The sequence below is a fragment of the Gordonia sp. LMA167 genome (assembly GCF_058130025.1).
In genome coordinates this window covers 5,632,960-5,656,096 of the sequence record NZ_CM176708.1, presented here as the reverse complement: position 1 = coordinate 5,656,096, position 23,137 = coordinate 5,632,960, and the positions used below count along the sequence as shown (strand labels likewise).

At 68.6% G+C, this 23,137-nt stretch carries 2 protein-coding genes (1 of these 2 cut by a window edge); both read left to right on the top strand.

Annotation, left to right across the window (positions count from 1 at the left end; all coding sequences use genetic code 11):
• Positions 1 to 83: 83 nt before the first annotated feature.
• Complete coding sequence (locus tag ACVT6V_RS25315) at positions 84 to 8,135, top strand: amino acid adenylation domain-containing protein (RefSeq protein WP_489896831.1); 8,052 nt, start codon at positions 84 to 86, stop codon at positions 8,133 to 8,135.
• On the top strand, positions 8,132 to 23,137 hold the start of the coding sequence (locus ACVT6V_RS25310; protein ID WP_489896830.1) for a non-ribosomal peptide synthase/polyketide synthase. The gene runs 39,618 nt beyond the window's last position; the window shows 15,006 of its 54,624 coding nt (coding positions 1-15,006); its start codon is at positions 8,132 to 8,134; its stop codon lies beyond the right edge, outside the window. Before ACVT6V_RS25315 ends, ACVT6V_RS25310 begins: the two co-directional genes overlap by 4 nt.

Sequence of the window (23,137 nt, the reverse complement as noted above, 5' to 3'; positions counted from 1 at the left end):
AGTTGTCGCGACGTGTCGTACCCCAGAGCGGGTGCGGAAACGCTCGACGAACATCTCCACGTCGCCCGACGAGAGCGAGTGGAATGGACCCGACCGAACACGCGGACGAACGCGTGGCGGAGGTCTCGGGTATCCGGCCACTGGAGCTCACCGCCGCGCAGCGGGGCATGTGGTTCGCCGAGAACCTGTCGTCGGACTACTCGGTCATCGTCGCCAACTACCTCGACATCCGCGACGCCGACCGGCCGCTGGACATCGCCCTGTTGGGAGATGTCGTGCGCGAGGTGGGCTGGGACCTGCAGTCCCCGTTCACCCGCATCGTCGAGGTCGACGGCATCCCGAAACAGGTGGTGGATCCGGCCGTCGACTTCCGGCTGGACATCGTCGACCTCCGCTCCGAGTCGGAGCCGCTCTCGGCGGCCCGTCGGTGGATGGATGAGGACTATCAGCGCACCGTCGACCTGCGCACCGATCAACTCGTGGTCACGAGCTTGCTGCGGGTGGCCGACGACCGTGCGTTCTGGTACCTGCGCGCCCATCACATCGCGATCGACGGCTACGCCGCGCTGACGGCCATGCACGAGGTGCTCGACCGCTACAACGCGGCGTCCACCGGCACCGTGCCCGCAACCAAGCCCCGAGCCGATCTGGCCGACCTCGTCGCCGACGACCTCGCCTACGCCGACAGTTCGCGACGTGCATCCGATCGCGCGCACTGGACGGCGCATGCGGCCGATCTTCCGGAGCGGGTCAGCCTCGCCACGACCGCCGGGATCGCGCCGCTGCGGCCGGCGAATGTGATCGCCGGCACCGAGCTCGACCCGGCCGTGCAGAAGACTCTCGAGGAGTTCGCCGCGGCCGCGGGCAGTTCCCCGGCGGTCGTGCTCACCGCAGGATTCGCCGCCTACCTCGCGCGCATGACCGGCACCGACGACGTGGTGCTGAGCCTGCCGGTCACCGGGCGTGCCACCGCCCGCATCAAGCGAGCCGGCGGCATGCTGTCGAACATGCTGCCCGTCGTGGCCCGCGGCGTCACCGGGCGGACCCTGCACGAACTCGTCGCGCAGATCCAGGCGGAGATGACCGGCGCGCTGCGTCATCAGCGCTATCGGTTCGAGGACGTGCGTGTCGACGCCGGGATGGGCAGCTCCAACACCGCGTCCTTCGGGCCGATCATCAACATGATGTTCTTCGACAAGCCCATCGAGCTCGTCGGCGCAGAAGTCGACTATCAGATCCTGACCTCCGGGATTCTGGAGGACCTTCGGGTCAACCTGTACCAGGCCGGTCCCGACGAACAGCTCACCGTCGATCTGCACGGCAACCCCTCGCTGTATCGGCAGGATGAGCTCGAACGACACCTGCGTCGATTCGTGACCTTCCTGGAACAGCTGCCCACTGCTGCCGACCTCGTCATCGGTGATGTCGCACTGCTTGTCGAGGACGAGCAGCACCAACTGCTGGCGGCCGGCGCCGGTCCCGACATCGACACTCCCGACGAGGGCGCCCGGCTTCTCGACGCGTTCGAGCAGCAGGTCCGGCGCTCGCCGGAGGCGACCGCCATCGAGTTCGGGGACCGAACATGGTCATACGCCCGATTCGATGGTCTCCGTCTCGCCCTGGCCCGACGTCTCCTCGACGATGGCGTCCGCAGCGGTGACCATGTGGTGGTCGCGCTCGATCGCGGTGTCGCACAGGTGGCCGCGGTCTACGCCGTGCTCACCGCAGGCGGCAGCTACGTCCCGGTCGACCCGCAACAGCCGCCGAGCCGACGGGCTCTGATCGCCCATATCGTCGGCGCACAGGTTGTCGTCGACACCGACTACCTGCAGACCACCGGCTTCGACGACACCGCAGCGCAGACCCCGACACCGATCGCGGCCAGGCGATCCGGCGGTGACGCCTCGGCCTATGTCATCTTCACGTCCGGTTCCACCGGGGCGCCGAAGGGCGTCGAGGTCGGTCACCGCGCGGCGATCAACCGACTGACCTGGATGCAGGAGAACTACCCGATCGACGCCGCCGACGCCGTGCTCTACAAGACGCCGATCACCTTCGACGTCTCGGTGTGGGAACTGTTCTGGCCGTTGGCCCGCGGCGCGCGGATGGTCATCGCACGCCCCGATGGGCACCGCGACCCCGAGTACCTCGCGGATCTCATCGCATCGAGTGGGGTCACCACGCTGCACTTCGTGCCGTCGATGCTCGACGCGTATGTCGACATCAACTCGGGTGGTCAGCACCGGACCGACGGCCCGGCGGGGCACGCGCGTGCCGCTTTCGCCCCGACCGTGCGGCAGGTGTTCGCCTCGGGCGAGGCGCTCAGTCGCACTCTGGCCGAAAAGGTTGCCGCGTCGAGTCGCGTCGACCTCATCAACCTGTACGGGCCGACCGAGACCGCGGTGGACGTCACCGAACACCGCGTCGACGACCGAGAAGGACCGGTACCGATCGGACGGCCGGTCGCCAACACCCGGGTGCATGTCCTCGACTCGCGGCTGCGTCCGGTACCGGTCGGTGTCGCCGGCGAACTCTACATCGCCGGAAGCCAATTGGCCCACGGATACATCGGACGCGCAGATCTGACCGCCGGCCGGTTCGTCGCCGACCCGTTCAGCACCGCCGGTCAACGCCTCTACCGCACCGGCGATCTCGTGCGCTGGAACGACCAGTACGAACTGGAGTACCTGGGCCGCACCGATTTCCAGATCAAGATCCGCGGCCAGCGGATCGAGCTCGGCGAGATCGAGTCCGTCCTGTGCGGACTGCCCGACGTCGACGCCGCAGTCGCCGTCACCACAGACGGCGACCAGACCCCGACGACCCTGGTCGCCTATGTGCGATCAACGTCCGCCGCGCTCGCCGAGCGGGACGTGCTGGCCCTGTGCCGCCGCCTCCTGCCGTCGCACATGGTGCCGGGCGCGGTGGTCGTCCTCGACGACTTCCCGGTCAACGCGTCCGGGAAACTCGACCGGGCCGCGTTGCCGGCACCGGTCGTCGCCGACGATGTACCGTTCGCGGCGCCGACGTCGCCGGTGCAGAAGACGCTTGCCGCGATCATCGAAGAGCTGACCGGCACGGAACGGATCGGACTGCACGACAACATCTTCACCGCCGGCGCCGACTCGCTGACCGTGGCGCGACTGGCGTCTCGGGTGCGCTCCGAGCACGCGCTGTCGTTGCGGCTCGCCGACATCTTCGACGCTCCCACCATCGCCGAGATGGCTGCTCGCGCCGAAGATCTCGCCGAGGGCATGCCGGAGCTGGTGCCCGGTGGCGATCGCGGCGAGTCGGTGCCGCTCTCGCACGCACAGACCCGACTCTGGTTCATCAATCGGATGGACCCGGAGGCGGCCACCTACAACATGCCGGGTGCGGTGCGCCTCGGTCCGGATGTGGACACCGACGCCCTGCGGCGGGCGGTGCTCGATGTCGTGGATCGGCACGAATCGCTGCGGACCCGGTACCCGTCGGTGGCCGGTGAACCCGTGCAGCAGATCGTCGATGTCGCCGACCTCGATCATCTCACCGATGTGTCGGTGCGGCGGATCGAGGAGACCGTTGCCGACGCCGTCGCCGACGAGGCGCGCCGCGGCTTCGACCTCGAGGTCGAAGTGGGGTTCCGGTGGGCTCTGCTCGCCGATGATGACGGCCACATCCTCGTCGTCGTCGCCCACCACATCGCGGCCGACGGATTCTCGCTGAGGCCGCTCATCTCCGATCTGCTGATCGCGTACGAGGCCCGTCGCACCGGCGACGCACCCGACTTCGCTTCCCTGCCGGTCCACTACGCCGATTTCGCGCTCTGGCAGCGGCGCCTCCTCGGTGACGCGGACAACCCCACCGAGCTGGCGGCGCGCGAGATCGATTTCTGGCGTGCCGAACTGGCCGGAATGGATGACCTGTTGGCGCTGCCCACGGACCGTCTGCGGCCGCGGGTGGCCGGCGGACGTGGCGGCTATGTCGACACGACCCTGGACGCCGATCTCGTCGACGGCATCCGCGCGCTCGCGCGGAATGCCTCGGTGACCCCGTTCGCCGTGTTCCACGCCGCGCTCGCCGCCGTCCTCGCGCGCCTGGCCGGCACCGATGACGTGGCCATCGGCACCGCCGTCAGTGGCCGTGACGACGAACGTGTCACCGACCTGGTCGGGATGTTCGTCAACACGGTGGTCCTGCGCACCCCGGTCGCGGCCGGAGACACGGTGACCGACCTGTTGACCACCGCTCATCGGTGCCGCGCCCGGGCGATGGCCAACGCCGACATCCCGTTCGAACGTGTCGTCGACGAGCTCGCACCGCCGCGTTCCTCGGCGCACACGCCGCTCTTCCAGGTCTCGCTGACCATGCAATCCGACCCGTCCGACGAACTGTCGCAGTGGGCGGGAACGGGTTCGATGCTCGACGCGCGGGTACCGGCGGCAAAGTATGACCTCGCGTTCTCGGTCGCCGAGCGCGGGGGGCACACCTCCGACACGCAGTACGACATCGAACTGTCCTACGCCACTGATCTGTTCGACCGGTCGACCGCCGCCGCCATCTCCGGCCACCTCGCCACGGTGTTGCGCGCGATGGTCGACGATCCCGATCGGCGGATCGCACGGATCGATCTCGTACCGGCTGCGGACGTCGCTGCCCTGGCACAGGTGGCGCCGTCCCGCGTCGCGCCGAAGACCTTGCGTGAGTTGCTGTGCGACGGTGCGATCCGCGCCGACCAGGCGGCGCCCGCGGTGGTCGGTGACGGTAGCGAGAGGACCTGGTCGGTCTTCGACGCCCGGACGAATCAGCTGGCCCGAGAGCTCATCTCACTCGGTGCCGGACCCGGCAGGCTGATTGCGATCATGATGCCCCGGTCGTCGCACTCGGTGTTCGCCGCCGTGTCGGTGGCGAAGACCGGCGCCGCGTTCGTCAACATCGACCCCCGTCATCCGGCGGCACGCCGCAACGAGATGCTCGCCGACGCGGCTCCGATGCTGGGTCTCACCGTGACCGGGGCGGGCGAGGATGTCCCCGACGACCTCGACTGGCTCGTCATCGACGATGGATCCGTCGAGCTCCAGGTCGCCGGGCACAGCGGCGCGCCGATCCCCGCCGGCGAGCTGACCTCCGCATCCCGCGTCGACGACATCGCCTACCTCATCTACACCTCCGGCTCTACGGGGCGGCCGAAGGCCACGATCGTCACCCACCGTGGCCTGGCGAACATGGTCGACAACCAACAACGCCGGTTCGCCGTGGACCGCGACAGCCGCGTGCTCCACGTGGCGTCGCCGAGTTTCGACGCCTCGGTCTTCGAGATGCTCATGGCGCTGTGCGTCGGTGCCCGGCTGGTGGTGAGTCCCGCCGACGTCTACGGCGGTGCCGAACTCGAGGATGTCATCGTCGACGCCGGCGTCACCCACGCGGTCATGACGCCCTCGGCCCTGGGGACGCTCGAGCCGAACACGGTGACGAGCCTGCGTTCGGTGATGAGCGTCGGCGAGGCGTGCCCACCCGATCTGATGCGCCGATGGGTGGAAGCCGAACGCGACTTCTTCAATCTGTACGGACCGACCGAGGCGACGATCTGGGCCACCGCGACGGGCCCGATGACCGCGGAGGACACCGTGACGATCGGAACACCGGTGTGCGGTGTCGGTGCGCTGGTTCTCGACCACGGACTGCGTCCGTCGCCGGCCGGGGTGTCCGGCGAGCTCTACCTGACCGGCGTGCAACTCGCGCGGGGCTACCATCTGCGTCCAGACCTCACCGTGACGCGGTTCGTGGCCAACCCCTTCGAGCCCGGAATGCGCATGTACCGAACCGGTGACCGCGTGATCCGTACCACGTCCGGTCAACTGATCTACCAGGGCCGCAACGATTTCCAGCTCAAAATTCGCGGACAGCGATTGGAGCCCGGCGAGGTCGACGTGGTACTCATGGATCACATGGCCGTGTCGAACTCGATCAGTGTCGGCGTCGACGGCCCATCCGGCGAGACCGCACTGGTCGCGTACGTGACCACCGTCGACGACGTCTCCGTGTCACCCGAGGATCTCTTGGGTCATGCGGCGGCGCATCTGCCGGGCTACATGGTCCCTGACAGTGTCGTCGTGGTGGATGACTTCGCGTTGACGCCGTCCGGCAAGATCGACCGGAATGCGCTGCCCGCGGTGGATCTGACGACCTCACACGAGTTCGTCGCGCCGCGAGGTGAGATGGAGGCCGTCGTCGCGGACATCTTCGCCGAGGTCCTGAACGTCGCCCGGGTCAGCGTCCACGACGGTTTCTTCGAACTCGGTGGCAACTCGCTGTCGGCCACCAAGGCCGTATCGCGCCTCGGTGGTCTCCTCGACCGGCGGGTGCCGGTGAAGGACCTCTTCGAGAAGTCGACCGCGGCCCAGTTCGCGGCGCACCTGACCGCAACGATGACAGGCCGCGCGACGCCACCCCTCACGGCGCGCAACCGGGCCGAGATGGTCGGTGTCTCGGGAGTGCAGCGTGGCATGTGGCTGCTCAACCGGTCCGATCCGAATTCGGCCAATTACAATGTGGCGCTAGCACTTCGGCTGTCGGGGCGACTCGATACGGCGGCATTGCGCGCCACGATGGCCGACCTCGTCCGACGGCACGAGACACTTCGGACCACCTATCCGATGGTCAACGGTGCGCCCATCCAGGTCATCATCCCGGCCGAGGACGTGCTCGATGAGTTCGAGCTGCCGATCGTCGACATCGATGGCGACCTCGCCGATGCCATCTCCCGGGTGACCGGAGAGGGATTCGACATCGTGACCACCGCGCCGATCCGCATGGCGCTGCTGCGCGAAGCGCCCGATGAGCACATCCTCGTCTTCGTCGTCCACCACATCAGCGCCGATGGCGCGTCGATGGCGCCGCTGGCACGAGACCTGATGACCGCCTACGAAACACGCCGCCGGGGTGCTGCGCCGGCGTGGCAGTCGCTTCCGGTGCAGTACGCCGATTTCACACTGTGGCAGGCGGACCGGCTCGCGGCGCTCTCCGATGACGGTGTCACCGAGGGAGAACGGCAACTCGAGTACTGGGTGGACCGGCTGTCCGGGGCGCCCGATCAGATCGCCCTGCCCACCGACCGGCCCCGTCTGCAGACGCCCAGCTTCGACGGCCAGACGGTCGAGTTCGAGATCCCGGCCGAGCTGGCCAGAGCATTGCGTTCAGTCGCGCGTGTGAACAACACCACGCTTTTCATGGTCACGCACGCCGCGTTCGCGGTACTGCTGGGACGGGTCACCGGCAAGGATGACGTCGTCATCGGGACTCCGCACGCGGGTCGTGGAGACTCGGCGCTCGACAATGTGGTCGGCATGTTCGTCAACACGCTCGCCCTCCGCACCCGCATCTCGCTGGACGAGTCGTTCACGTCGCTGCTCGAACGGGTTCGCAACGAGGATCTCGTCGACATGGCACACACGGATGTGGCGTTCGACGAGATCGTCTCTCGCGTCCTCCCGGCCACACCCATCTCCTATAATCCGTTGTTCCAGGTGATGTTCGCGTTCCAGAACATCGAGTTCCCGGCTCTGGAACTCGATGGTCTGCGGATCTCCCCGGAGAGCGAGGAACTGTCGGCAGCGAAGGTCGATCTGCAGCTGACGCTCTTCCCCGAGGATCCCGCCGGCGACACTCCGGACGATGCGATGAAGGGTGAGTTGCTCTACGCAACAGATCTTTTCGATCGAGATACGGTCGACGGGCTGGCCGCGTGGTACCTGCGTGTACTCGAAGCGGTGGCGAGCGATACGGACTGCGTGGTGGGCGACATCGTGCTCGACGTGGAGCACGACACGGCGGGTGGCGACACGGAAGATGATGCGACCGCCCTGTCCGACCTCGTGGCCGGTGCCGCGCAAGACGATCCGGCGGCGATCGCCGTGGACCGCGACGGATTCACCCTCGCATTCGGACGTCTGCACGAGACGACCGTCGCGATGGCTGCTGCGCTACCCGGCGCCGACCGCAACGCGGCCCTCACGATGGCCCTGATGAGCTCGATCCCCGACCTCGCCTCGGCGGGCCCGGATCATCTCGACGAAGTGGTCGCGCAGGTCCGCACGCGAGCGCGCCGGGTCGGCGCCGAGTCCATGTCCCCGGCGAGAGGTCACGGACCGGCGTGACGGCAATCGACGTGGGGTCGATCGGTGTCACCCAGTGTTGGGGACGTCGGCCGTCAACCCCGGATCTCATCGCGGCGGCAGCGGAACTCGCGCCCGGCCGTACTGCTTTCGACGGTGCGACAGGGCCCATCACCTTCGCCGTGCTGCACGAGCGGGTCGCCGCGACCGCGGGGGTCCTCGCGGCCAGTGGACTCGACGCCGAGGCGGCGGCATCGGGTTCGGTAACCGGACTGATCCAGACTGAAGGTCTGGAGCCGGCCGCGATCGCCGTCGAGTCGCAGCGGATCGTGGCGCAGATCCGTTCTCTCGCCTTCGCGATCATGGGATCGGCCGATCTCGGATCGTTGCCCGGACTGTTCCGTTCCGCCGTCCATCGTTTCGCCGACCGAACCGCGGTCGTCGATCTCGACGGGACCGCGCTCACCTATTCCGAACTCGACGAACGCTCGGACCGGCTGGCCGCGGGCCTGGTCGCAGCCGGGGCCGGTCCGGAGGTCCTCGTCGGAGTGGCGTTGCCACGCACCGCGGAGCTGATCGTCGCGCTGTTGGGTGTGGTCAAGTCAGGGGCGGCCTATCTCCCGCTCGACCGTTCCCATCCGGTCGAGCGACTACAGACCATCGTCTCCGACGCACACCCACTCATGGTGCTCGCCGACGACGAGACGGTCGCGGCGTGGTCGGATCTCGATGTCCGGCTGTCCACGGTCGCCGACGCCGAATCCGGACGCGATGAGTACGAGCCGCTCGAGCGCGTTCACGGCGATCATCCCGCCTACGTGATGTACACGTCCGGTTCCACCGGGACGCCCAAGGGCGTCGTGGTCACTCACGACGACGTCATCACGCTGCTGCGCTCGATGGGGGAGAGCTTCGACTTCTCCGAGAACGATGTGTGGACGATGTTCCAGTCCTATGCGTTCGACGTCTCGGTCGGCGAGATCTGGGTGTCGCTGAGTTTCGGCGGCCGTCTGGTCGTGCTCGACTACCTGACCACCCGCTCGCCCGCGGATTTCGTCCGGGTGCTGGAGAGCGAGCAGGTCACGGTCGTGAACCTGACGCCGTCGGCTTTCTACCAGCTCGCCGCCGCGGTCCGTGAACCCGTACGCGGACGGCTCTCGAGGTCGATCCGCCACATCATCTTCGTCGGCGAGGCACTGGACTTCGCGCAGGTCCGCCGTTGGCACGCCGATCGGTTGGAGATCGACGGCGAGTCGGGACCGGCGTTGCACAACATGTACGGGCCGACCGAGGCCACCGTGTACATGACGCGGCGCGAGCTGTCCGTCGAGTTCGTCGCGGCCACACATGCTTCCGACATCGGCGGGCCGATCCCCGGAACCCGGTGCCATGTCCTGGACCGTCGTCTCGCCCGAGTGCCCGACGGTGTACCCGGGGAGCTCTACATCGCCGGTGGGCAGGTCGCCCGGGGGTATCTGGGCCGATTCGAGCTGAACGCAACGAGGTTCGTGGCCGACCCGTCCGAGCCCGGCGCACGAATGTATCGAACCGGCGACATGGTCATCCCGCGCGGGGGAACACTCGAATACCTCGGCCGCAGCGACGACCAGGTGAAATTGCGCGGATTCCGAATCGAGCTCGGTGAGGTCGAGGCCGCACTGCTGTCTGCGCCCGGTGTCAACGCCGCGGCCGCGGCGATCAGGCAGCGCGACGATCAGCCCGAGATGATGGTGGGCTACGTCGTCGGGACCGCCTCGGGAGCAGACGATCCGGATGTGTCCGAGGTCCGCGCCGCGGCGGCTGCCCGGCTTCCCGAGTACATGGTTCCCGATGTCGTGGTGGTGCTCGATCAGCTGCCGCTCAACGTCAACGGGAAGCTGGACCGCGCGGCCTTGCCGACACCGGCCCCGGTCAGCGTTGCCTCCTACGAGCCGCCTCGCGGAGAGCTGGAGCGGCAGATCGCCGACGTCTTCGAGGCGGTACTCGACGTCGAGGAGATCAGCGTCGTCGAGTCGCTCTTCAGTCTGGGTGGCAATTCGCTTGTTGCCGCTCAGATCTCGACTCGATGCTCGGATGATCTCGACGTCACCGTCACCGTCCGTGACATCTTCGAGTCGCCGACCGTCCGTGATCTGGCAATCCGGGTCGCCGACCGGGTGCACGTGCACCGCCCCGAACTCGTCCCGGCCGAGCGGGTGGCCCCGATCCCGCTGTCCCATGCGCAGCGCCGGATCTGGTTCCTCGCCGAGTTGGATCCGGGGAGCCACGTCTACAACATCCCGCTCGTCCTGCGGTTCCGTGGCGAGCTGGAGCCGTCGGCACTCGACGCGGCGGTGCACGATCTGATCGAGCGACACGAGGTGTTGCGCACCCGTTTCCCGGCCTCCGACGGTGTGCCCGAACAGGTCGTGTTGCCGGTGGGCAGCTATCAGCCCGACGTGGAGATCGCCGACCCGCACCGGATCGCGGCCGACGACACGGCGGCAACCGACGCCGCGCTCGCCGCCACAATGGGCGTGGGCTTCGACCTGAAGGCCGCACCGCCGATCCGCGCGCGCCTGTTCGAGCGGGCCGACGGTGAGTACCTCTTCGTGCTGGTGGCCCACCACGTGATCAGCGACGGCGGATCACTCACCCCGCTCGCCGCTGACCTGATCACCGCCTACACCGCGCGGCGCGCCGGTGAGGTTCCGTCCTGGTCGCCGCTGCCCGTCCAGTACGCCGACTACACGCTCTGGCAGCGAGCTCTGCTGGGCGAGTCCGGGGACCCCGAATCGATTGCCGCGCAGCAGCTCGACTTCTGGCAGCAGGACCTCGCCGGTGCCCCCGACCTGATCGCGCTGCCCACCGACCGGGCCCGGCCGCCGGTCCGATCCCACCTGGCCGACGCCGTGACCTTCGAGGTCGACGCCGAGCTCGTGGCGGACATCGGCCGCTTCGCGCGGGCGCACAACGTGTCGCTCTTCATGGTCCTGCACGCGGTGTGGACCGTCGTGTTGCACCGTCTGACCGGCGAACGCGACGTCGTGATCGGCACCCCGTACGCCGGGCGCGGTGAACCGGCGCTCGATCACCTGGTCGGCATGTTCATGAACACGGTGGTGTTGCGCACCGACGTCGATCCCGCCGGCGGGTTCGCGGCCCTTCTCGGCCGGGTCCGAGACCGCGACCTGACCGCGCTGGGCAACGCCGACGTCCCCTTCGACATGGTCGTCGAGAAGCTCCAGCCCACCCGGAGCACATCGCATTCACCGATCTTCCAGGTCCTGCTGCTCCTGCAGGATGCGCAGGACGTCCGGTTCGAGCTTTCCGGTGTCACCGCCGAATTGTTGGAGCAGTACCGGGATCTCACCGATCACGACCTTGCCATCACCTTCATCGAAGGGGCCGCGGGCCTTCGCGGAGGCGCGGATAAGGATGCGCCGCAGCCGCTGTCCGGTGTGATCGAATACGCGACCGATCTCTTCGACCGCAGCACGATCAGCGGGTTCGCCGCGATGTTCGACCGGGTGATCCGACAGGTGATCGCCGATCCGGACCGTGCGGTCGGCGACGTCGACCTCCTCGACGATTCGTCGGCCGACCGCCAGAGTTCCCTGGCCCGGGGGCGATCGGTCGACCTGGACGCCGAGACGACCGCGGACGCGCTGGCGCGCCAGGCCGCGACGAGTCCGGAGGCGACGGCGTTGGTGTCCGACGAGCGCACCGTCACCTACGGTGAGCTCGCCGAACGTGTCAACGTACTCGCCCGCGTACTGATCGCCGACGGCGTCGGCCCGGATGTCGCTGTCGGCGTGTGTATCCCGCGATCCATCGAGATGGTCGTCGCCATCCACGCGATCGGTGCGGCCGGTGGACAGTATGTGCCGATCGACGTCGCGGCCCCCACGGATCGTGTGCGCTACATGCTCGACACCGCGGGTGCCGACCTGGTACTGGTCGGCCCCGGCCACGTTCCGAGCGCCATCGGTGAGGCGGGTGTCGCCGTGCGGACGGTGGACTGTGGTGAGCACGTCACCGGCGGCGGCTCCGCGGTGCGGGACGACGAACGTCGCGGCCCGCTGCGCCCCGACCACGCCGTCTACACGATCTTCACGTCGGGATCGACCGGTCGTCCGAAGGGCGTGACCCTGACCCATCGTGCGGTCGTCAACCGACTCCGTTGGGGTCTGGACGAATTGCCGATCGACACGTCGGACACCGTCGTGCTCAAGACGCCCTACACGTTCGACTGCTCGGTCGCCGAATTGTATGCACCCCTGATGACGGGTGCACGCCTGCTCGTGCTCAAGGCCGACGGGCATCTCGACCCGATTCATCTCGCCGAGCAGATCTCCCGTCACCAGGTGACGATGGTGCACTTCGTGCCGTCGATGCTGTCGGTGTTCCTCGAGGTGGCCGGTGCGCAGCGGGTGCGCTCGCTCCGATCACTGCGGATCGTCTCGACGACCGGCGAGGCCCTGCCGCCGGCGGTCGCCGTGGAGACCCGGACACTGCTGCCGAACGTGTTGTTCTACAACCTGTATGGGCCCACCGAAGCGGCTGTCGAGATCACCGGTCAGAACATCGGTGCGATCGACGAACAAACCGGTTCGGTGCCGATCGGGCTCCCGGTGTGGAACTCGACCGCCCACGTCCTCGACGCCCGGCTGCACCCGGTGCCGACCGGGGTCGCCGGCGAACTCTACGTCGGCGGGGTGCAGTTGGCGCGTGGCTATGCAGCACGACCGGATCTGACCTCCGAGCGCTTTGTCGCCGACCCCTTCGGCGATCCCGGGGCGCGGCTGTACCGCACCGGCGATCTCGTGCGGCGCCTGCCCGATGGCTCGCTCGACTACCTGGGCCGCACGGACTTCCAGGTGAAGCTGCGCGGACAGCGCATCGAGCTCGGGGAGATCGAATCCGTGCTCGCGTCGGCACCCGGCGTCGTGCACGCGTCCGCGACCGTGGCCGCGGCACCGGCCGGCGGGGAACACCTCGTGGCCTACGTCGCCGGCCGACCCGGAGAGACTTTCGAGCTCGACGCCGTGAAGGCGGCGGTCGCCGACGCGCTGCCGGAATACATGCGACCGAGCGTGTGGATGGTGCTCGACGACATACCGCTCAACTCGGCCGGCAAACTCGACCGGCGGGCACTGCCCGACCCGGAGTTCGCGGCCGGCGAGTACGTGGCGCCCGAAACGGAATCCGAGCAGACGATCGCGACGGTCTTCGCCGACGTGCTCGGTGTCGAGCGGGTGTCGGTGGATGACAGCTTCTTCGACCTGGGCGGCAACTCGTTGTCGGCGACACGCGTGGTGGCACGGGTTTCCGACGCCCTCGGTGCCGACGTCGCCGTGCGGGCACTGTTCGACGCACCGACCACCCGTGAGCTCGCCGCCTACGTGGAGACCGCGGAGTCGGCTCGCGCCGGCGCGCCGCAACTCGCACCCGTGCAACGTCCCGAGCCGCTCCCACTGTCCTTTGCGCAGCAACGGATGTGGTTCATCAACCAGTACGACACGACGTCGGCGGCCTACAACATCCCGGTCGTGCTGCGCCTGCGCGGCCCGGTCGACACCGACGCCATGCGAGCGGCGGTCGCAGACGCGATCTCCCGGCATGAGGTCCTGCGCACCGTGTACCCGGCCGGCGCCGACGGCACGCCCCGGCAGCAGATTCTCGACGAGGACTCTGCCGCAACCGAACTGGACTGGGCGATCACCACCGACATCGATGCACGCTCGGCGATGACCCGTGGGTTCGACGTCGCCCGTGAACTGCCCATCCGGGCACGGCTCGCACCGATCGGAGCAGACGAACACCTCCTCGTGATGGTCGTCCATCACATCGCCGCCGACGGCGAGTCGGGACCGGTCCTCGCCCGCGACATCGCCGCCGCGTACACCGCGCGGGCACAGGGCAACCCGCCGACCTGGACGCCGATGGCGCTGCAGTACGCCGACTACGCGCTCTGGCAGCGCGAACTCCTCGGCGACACGACGGACCCGGATGCCGAGATCAGCAGGCAACTCGGCTACTGGACCGATCGGCTCGCCGGACTGCCCGACGTGCTCGAACTCCCCACGGATCGACCGCGCCCGAAGGTCGCGTCGATGCGCAGCGGTTCGGTCGACTACGTGGTCGACGCCGACCTTCGACACGGAATCGAACGCCTCGCCGCCGAGCGTGGGGTGTCGACATTCATGGTCATCCATGCCGCGCTGTCGGTGGTGCTGGCCAGGTTGTCCGCGACGACCGACATCGCGGTCGCGACGCCGACCGCAGGTCGCGGCAGGGCGGCCCTCGACGACCTCGTCGGCATGTTCGTCAACACCCTCGTCCTGCGCGCCGAGGTGTCACCCCACGGTTCGTTCGCCGAACTGCTGGACCGCATTCGACGTGACGACCTCGATGCGTTCGCGCATGCCGACGTGCCGTTCGAGCGACTCGTGGAGGCCCTCGACCCGGTGCGGTCGGAGTCCTTCGAACCGCTCGCGCAGGTACTGCTCGTGTTCGACCAGAGCGGGCTCGGACCCACCGTCGTCGGCGACCTCGAGATCACGGCTGAGGACCCGGGTGCCGACGCCGCCAAGTTCGACCTGACCGTGGGCGTCACGGAGACCGATGACGGTCGGCTGTGGGGCAAGATCGTCTACGCCACAGATCTCTTCGATCACGGTAGCGCAGAGCGGTTCGCCGACGCATTCCGCGCCGTCCTCGCCGCCGTCGCCAGGTGCGTCCAGACCGAGACGGATCCGGTGATCGGGGATCTCGCCATCATCGATGACGCGCAGACGGCGCGACAGATCGACGTCACCACCGGGCCCGTGGTCGACATGCCCGTACAGGTTCTGCCTGACGCCGTGATCGAGTACGGCACAGAACATCCCGATGCGCCGGTACTGGTGGTCGATGATCGCGTCCTCGACCACGCCGAGTTCGGCGCCCGCGTCAACACGCTCGCCCGTCGGTTGATCGAACTCGGTGTGGGTCCGGACATCGCGGTGGCCGTGTGTATCCCACGATCGGTCGAGATGGTGGTGGCCGTTCACGCGGTGGTGGCCGCCGGCGGCCAGTATGTGCCGATCGACACCGAGGCGCCGGGTGACCGGGCCGGGTACATCGTCGAGACCTCCGGTGCGGTGGCACTGCTCGTCGGCGATGGCGACCTGCCAGGGTCAGTGGACGCAGTCGACGTGCCGACGATCGTCGTCGATTCCACCCTCGCGGTGGATGTTGGATCTCCGCAGGCACGCCCGCTCACGGATCATGACCGGATCGCGCCGCTGCGGCCCGATCATGCCGCGTACACCATCTTCACGTCGGGCTCGACCGGACGGCCCAAGGGCGTCACGGTCAGCCATCGCTCGGTGCTCAACCGGCTCCGGTGGGGGCTGTCGAGGTTCCCGTTCGACTCCGATGACACGGTGATCCTCAAGACGCCGTACACCTTCGACGTGTCCGTACCGGAATTGTTCGCACCCGTGATGGCCGGAGCGCGCCTGTTCATCGCGAGGCATGGGGGGCACACCGACCCGGGCTATCTCGCCGACGTGCTGCAAGCCCATCGGGTCACCTCGGTGCACTTCGTGCCATCGATGCTGTCGGTGTTCCTCGACGTCGTGCCCGCCGATCAGCTGGCCCGCCTCACACACCTGCGTTACGTGTTCTGCTCCGGAGAAGCGCTGCCGCCCAGCGTTGCCGCGACGGCGCGGGAGACCTTCGGCCGGGCCGGCCTGCACGATCTGTTCGGGCCGACCGAGGCCGCCGTCGAGGTGGCCCACCAGTACCTCGATGTCGTCGGTGACGTCGTGCCGATCGGCCGGCCGGTGTGGAACACCCAGACTCTCGTGCTGGATTCACGCATGCGCGTGGTGCCTGTCGGCGTCCCCGGCGAGCTCTACCTCGGCGGCGTCCAGGTCGCCCGTGGCTACGCCGGGCGTCCCGACCTGACCGCGGACCGCTTCGTCGCCAACCCGTACGGGCAGCCCGGCTCGCGCCTCTACCGCACCGGTGATCTCGTGCGGGTCAACAGCCGCGACGAGCTGGAATATCTGGGCCGCACCGACTTCCAGGTGAAGCTGCGCGGACAGCGCATCGAGCTCGGTGAGATCGAATCGGTGCTGGCCGGCGTGGATGGCGTCGTCCATGCCGCGACCACCGTGGCGACCTCACCCGGTGGTGCGCAACACCTGGTCGCCTACCTGGCGCCCGCGCCGACGGTCGACGTGTCCGCCGCCGAGGCTGCGGTCGCCGCGGCCCTGCCGCAGTACATGCGCCCCACGGTGTGGACCGTCCTCGACGAGTTGCCGCTGGGCAGCGCGGGCAAACTCGACCGGCGGGCGCTGCCCGCGCCGGACTTCTCGTCGACCGAACCGGCTGAGACGGCCGCGCCGGACACGGACGCCGAACGGCGGATCGCCGACACGGTGGCCGGCGTGCTCGGCGTCGAACGTGTCGGTGTGACCGAGTCCTTCTTCGCGCTCGGCGGCGACTCCATCATGTCGATCCAGCTGTCGTCGTTGCTCCGTGCCGCCGGCTTCGCAGTGAGCCCGCGGGACATCTTCGAGCACAAGACGGTTCGCGCTCTCGCCCGGGCGGCCGAGACCGCCGGCGGTGTGACGCTGGAAGAGCTGCCGGGCGGGGCGGTCGGCGATATCGCCATCACGCCGACAGTGCACTGGATGCTCGAACACGCCGACGGCCCGACAGACTTCGCCGACTACTCGCAGGCCCTGGTGTTGTCGCTCCCGGGCGACGTCCACGAAGCGCACCTGCACACCGTGCTGGACGCCGTCATCAGCCATCATCCCATGCTGTCCGCGCGGCTGACCGCCACGCCCCAGGGCTGGGCGATGCAGGCGGGTGAAGAGTTCGACAGTGCCGATGTCCTGTCGCTGTGGACCGCCGACGATGCGGCCGCGCGCACGGGAACCGACGACGTCGAGTCGCAGATCCGCACGGCGCACGCCCATGCGCTGGGCCGTCTGGATCCGGCAGCCGCACGGATGATCGCGTGCACCGGTATTCGTGGTCGCGGCGAGCGCACCGGGCATCTCGTCGTCGCCGTCCACCACCTCGCGGTCGACGCGGTCTCGTGGCGGTCCATCGTCACCGATCTGGCCGTCGCCGCCTCCCAGGCCAGGCAGGGACAGCCGATCAGCCTGCAGGCGGCCGGAACCTCGATGCGCCGATGGGCCGCCGTCGTCGACGACCTCGCGGGCACCCGAACCTCCGAACTCGATCTGTGGCAACGACATCTGCCTGCTGGCCCGCTGCATCTCGGTGCACCACTCGACCGGGCACGCGACCGGCAGTCGACCGTCCGCTCCGAAACCGTGGAGGTTCCCACCGAGGTCACCGAGGCGGTTCTCGGACGTGTCGCCTCGGCGTTCCGGACCGGTGCCGACGACATCATGCTGGCAGCGTTGGGCCTGGCAGTCGCCCGACACAAGGGTGTGAAGGTTCCGGTGTCCATCCTCATCGAGGGCCACGGGCGCCAAGAACACATCGCAGGCGATCAGGGCCACGCCGACCTGTCGCGCACCGTCGGCTGGTTCACCAGCGTGTCGCCGCTGACGGTCGAGATCGATCCGACCGCAGATCTCACGTCCGTCCTGAAGGCCACCAAGGAGGCCGTTGCGGAGCGTCCCGATGACGGCATCGCGTTCGGCGCACTGCGTTACCTGTTGCCCGACTCGCCTCTTGCCGCACGGCCGCTGCCGCCGATCACTTTCAACTTCCTCGGTGCCGGGGCTGCGGGCCGCGGTGACGCGGCCGGTGTCGGCGTCGACCAAGGACAGTCGGTGGCCTTCGTGCCGGTCGTCGATGCGCCCCGGCTGCCGGGCACCGTCTCGGGTGCCATGGCCGCTCTGGCCGAACTGGCGGTCAACGTCAACACTGTCCCGGCGTCGAACGGACGCGTCCTGCACGCCGAGTTCGGTGTTCCGGCAGCAGTTCTCGACGAGGACTCGGTGACCGCACTGGCCGACGGTTTCGTCCGGGCACTGGCCGAGATCGTCGCGCACGTCGACGAGGTCGGCGATCCGGGTCTCAGCCCGTCGGATATCGCGTCCACCGGGCTGGATCAGGCGGAGATCGACGATCTCGCCCGGCGGTATCCGGGTGCCGACCTGTGGCGGCTCACACCACTGCAGCGTGGCCTGTTCTATCAGTCCGAGGTGGCGCAGACCGCCGCCGACGAGGGTGGCACCGGAGTCGACGTGTATGTGACGCAGGGCGCCATCGATGTCGCCGGGCGCATCGACGTCGAGCGGATGAACGCCTCCGCGCGACGACTTCTCGCCGACCATGTGGTGCTCCGCTCGGCGTATGTGCGGACGGGGGCCGGCACCCCGGTCGCGGTCGTACCGTCGGACGTCGACCTGTCTTGGGATGTGGACGATCTCACCGACCTCGCGCCCGACGAGGCGGAGGCTCGTGCCGCCGAGCTGGCGCTCGCCGACCGCGTCACACCGTTCGATCTGGCTGCGCCGCCGCTCCTGCGGTTCCGCGTGATCCACCTCCCCGGCGGCACCGACAGGTTCGTGATCACCAACCACCACCTGCTGCTCGACGGGTGGTCCAACCCGCTCGTCCTCGCCGAGCTGTTCACGCACTATGTCACCCTTCGTGACGATTCCCCCCGATCCGTGCGTCCGGGTGACGCTGGCGAGGACGATTCCCCTCGATCCCTGAGGAGGTCCGGAGCGCTAGCGGAGGACCGTCACGAAGGGTCGGCCCTTCATGACGCTCGCAAGCTCGCTCCTCAGGGAGCGGAAGGTGACGCTCGCAAGCTCGCTCCTCAGGGAGCGGAAGGTGACGCTGGCGAGGACGATTCCTTCCGATCGCTGCCGAGTGGTGATGGCGGCGAAGACGATTCCCCCCGATCCCTGAGGAGGTCCGGAGCGCTAGCGGAGGACCGTCACGAAGGGTCGGCCCTTCGTGACGCTCGCAAGCTCGCTCCTCAGGGACCGGAAAGTGACGCTCGCAAGCTCGCTCCTCAGGGACCGGAAAGTGACGCTCGCAAGCTCGCTCCTCAGGGAGCGGAAGGTGACGCTCGCAAGCTCGCTCCTCAGGGAGCGGAAGGTGACACTGGCGAGGACGATTCCTCCCGATCCGTGCGTCCGGGTGACGCCGGCGAGGACGATTCCCCCCGAGCGGTGCCGAGTGGTGATGGCGGCGAGGATGATTCCCCTCGATCCGTGCGTCCGGGTGACGCTGGCGAGGACGATTCCCCTCGATCCCTGAGGAGGTCCGGAGCGCTAGCGGAGGACCGTCACGAAGGGCCGGCCGGCTACGCCGACTTCCTGCACTGGCTGGACAACCGCGACGACACCGCCGGTCTCGAGCTGTGGCGCGACACCCTCGCCGACGTCGACGGCCCCACCCTCGTGCGACCCGGATATCGGCCCACGGCAACGGAACTGCCTCGCGATGAGGTGATCACGGCGGGTGCCGACGTCGTCGCCGGACTGGCCCGGCTCGCCCGCGACACCGACACCACGGTCCCGACGATCCTGCAGTACGCCTGGGGCGTGCTGCTGTCCCGTCTGACCGGGCGGACCACCGTCACCTTCGGTGAGACCGTCTCCGGGCGCCCGCCGGAGCTGCCCGGTGTGGAGTCGATGATCGGTTTGTTCATCAACACGCTGCCGGTCGTCGTCGAGGTCGACCCAGGCCGTTCGGTGCGGTCGGGGCTCATCGCGCTGCAGGACACCAAGGCCCGACTGCTCGACCACCAGCACCTCGGCCTCGCCGACATCGCCTCGGCCGCGGGCCATCAGGCATTGTTCGACACCCTGACCGTCTACGAGTCCTATCCGGTCGACGCCGCTGCCGTGAGCGCCGGCAGTTCCGCGGCCGGCCTCGAGATCACCGACGTCTCGCTGACCGACGCCACGCACTACCCGCTCAACCTCGCCGCCGCGCCCGTGGGTGATGAACTCGCCCTCACGTTCAAGTTCCTCCCGGGGGCCTTCTCCGACGACGAGGTCGGCCGCATCGCCGCGATGTACGAGAACCTGCTCGAGGGCTTCGTCGCCGCGCCTGATGTGGCGACGGGCGATGTCGTCGTCATCGATCCGGCCGACCGCGCAGCGCTCACGCCATTGACCGAGCCGGCCACGATCACCCCCCGGACGATCACCGACATCGTCGCCGAGCGCGAAGTTCCCGGCGACCGGGTTGCGCTGGTGTTCGCCGACGAATCGGTCTCCTACGACGAGTTCATCTCCCGCACACAGCGGTTCGGTCGCCTGCTCATCGGCGAGGGTGTCGGTCCGGGTGACGTCGTGGCGGTGGCGATCGGCCGGTCGGCCGACTCCGTCGTCGCGGTCTGGTCGGTGCTGGCCACCGGAGCCGCCTACCTGCCGATCGACCCGACGCTACCGGCCGACCGGATCGCGCACATGCTCGCCGACTCCGGTGTGTCACTGGCACTGACAACTCGACAGGCGGGTCTCGCCGACGAGTTCACCGGCGTCACCTGGATGGCCGTCGACGACCCGCATATCAGCTTTCGCCTGGAAACTTTCTCCCCGGAGATGATCGCCGACGCCGAGCGCATCCGCGCACCCCGCCTCGACGACATCGCCTACCTGATCTACACCTCGGGCTCCACCGGACGGCCCAAGGCGGTCGCGGTGTCTCACCGAGGTATCGCGAACCTCCTTGCCGCACAACGGACGATCTCGTCCGACCCGGCCGACACGCGGGTCCTGCACGTCGCGTCACCCAGCTTCGACGCCGCGTTCTTCGAGATGGCCTGGGCCATCGGACTCGGTGCCACACTGGTGATCTCCCCGGCCGACGTGTATGCCGGTCCCGAACTCGTGTCAGTCATGGTCGACAGCGGAGTCACCGACGCCGTCATCACCCCGCAGGTGCTGGCGACGATGGATCCGACCCCGATCACCACGCTGGCCCACCTCACCACCGCCGGTGAGGCGTGCCCACCCGAGGTCGTCGCGACCTGGGCGCCGGGCCGACAGATGTTCAACCTCTACGGACCGTCCGAGGCGACTGTCTGGGCCACGTCTGCGGCGGTGAACCCCGGCGAGCCGATCACCATCGGCGGCCCGATCAACGGCTTCTCGGTCGCCGTGCTCGACGAGCGACTGCATCCGGTCCCGGTCGGCGCGGTCGGCGAGCTCTATCTCGCGGGCGAGGCGCTCGCGTCCGGTTACCTGAACCGGCCGGGGCTGACCGCCGCCGCCTTCGTGGCCGGACCGTTCGGCGAACCCGGCAGCCGGATGTACCGCACCGGCGACCTCGTCCGCTGGACCGCCGACCATCGTCTTCAGTTCGCCGGACGTGCCGACTTCCAGGTGAAGATCAACGGCCAGCGTGTCGAACTCGGCGAGATCGACGGCATGCTCACCGCACAGCCCGGCGTCGCTACGTCGGTGACCGTGGGCGTACGCGGGCCGGCGAACTCCATGCGGATCGTCAGCTACGTGGTGCCGCGACACGATACGACCGACGCGCCTGACCCGGACGAGCTGACCGACTCCCTGCGGAACCGTCTGCCGCGCCACATGATCCCCTCGGCGATCATCGTGCTCGACGAGATCCCGTTGACCACCGGGGGCAAGCTCGATCGCCGGGCGCTGCCGTTGCCGCAGTGGGACGCCGACGCCGATCACGTCGCCCCCGCGACCGTGGAGGAGTCCGCCGTCGCCGAGATCGTCGCCGATCTGCTGGGGCGCGAGACCGTCAGCGTCGTGGAGTCCTTCTTCGACCTCGGTGGGAACTCGTTGTCGGCGACCCGTCTGGCCGCGCGCCTGGCGACACACTTCGACCGCGACGTCGCCGTGCGCGACATCTTCGACCATCCGAGCGTGCGGGAACTCGCCGCGTTGGTCACCGCCGGTGCGCGAACGGCGCGGCCGTCCATCGCCCCGGGTTCGCTCGAGCGCGCCGAGCACCTGCCGCTGTCGTACTCGCAACAGCGCATCTGGTTCATCAACCGATTCGACCCGGAGTCACCGGCCTACAACATCCCCGCGGTGCTCGAACTCAACGGAGAGCTCGACACGGCTGCGCTACGGGCGGCCTTCGTCGACGTCATCGGCCGCCACGAGGTGCTGCGGAGCACGTTCGGTGAGACCGATGGTGTCGGTGAACAGATCGTCCACCCGGTCGCCGACATCGACACCCTGTTGTCCTGGCGGGAGATCGAGGGGTCGGCCGACCAGGTCAGCGCGGCGGTGACCGAAGCGGTGTCGACCGGATTCGACATCGCCGCATCACTGCCGATCCGGGCCGTGCTGGCGACCGAGGCCGGCGACACATCGAGATCCGTTCTCGCACTAGTGGTGCACCACATCGCCGCGGATGGCGAGTCGCTTGCGCCCCTGGTCGCCGACGTGCTCACCGCCTACCGCGCGCGGTCGGCCGGCACCGCACCGGACTGGACCCCGCTGCCCGTCCAGTTCGCCGACTATGCGCTGTGGCAGCGGGCGGTGCTCGGTGACCCCGACGATCCCGACTCGGCCATCGCGGGCCAGACGCGGTACTGGACCGACCAACTGGCATCGCTGCCCGACGTGCTGGACCTCCCGGCCGATCGGCCGCGTCCGGCGGTCGCATCGCTGCGCGGCGCGGCGGTCGACGTCGACGTACCCGCCGACGTCGCGCAGGCGATCACCGCGATCGCGACCCGTACCGGGACCACACCGTTCATGGTGGTGCACGCCGCACTGGCGGTGCTGCTCTCGCGGCTGTCCGGCACCACCGACATCGCGGTCAGCACGCCCATCGCCGGACGAGGCGACGAGGCTTTCGACGGCCTCGTCGGCATGTTCGTCAACACCCTGGTCCTGCGCACCGAGATCGATTCCGCGGCAACGTTCGCCGAGCTGCTCGACGACGTCCGGCGGGTCGATCTCGATGCATTCGCGCACGCCGACGTCCCCTTCGAACATGTCGTCGACGAGGTCGATCCCACCCGCTCGGAGGCCTTCGCGCCCCTGGCGCAGGTACTGCTGACCGTCGACCAGAATGTGCCCACGACCATCGAGCTGCCCGGCCTCATGGCCACACCCGTTTCGGCGGGTGAG

Coding starts and splice junctions, on each gene's coding strand:
- ACVT6V_RS25315 (WP_489896831.1), top strand. CDS start 84: ATGGACCCGACCGAACACGCGGACGAACGCGTGGCGGAGGTCTCGGGT.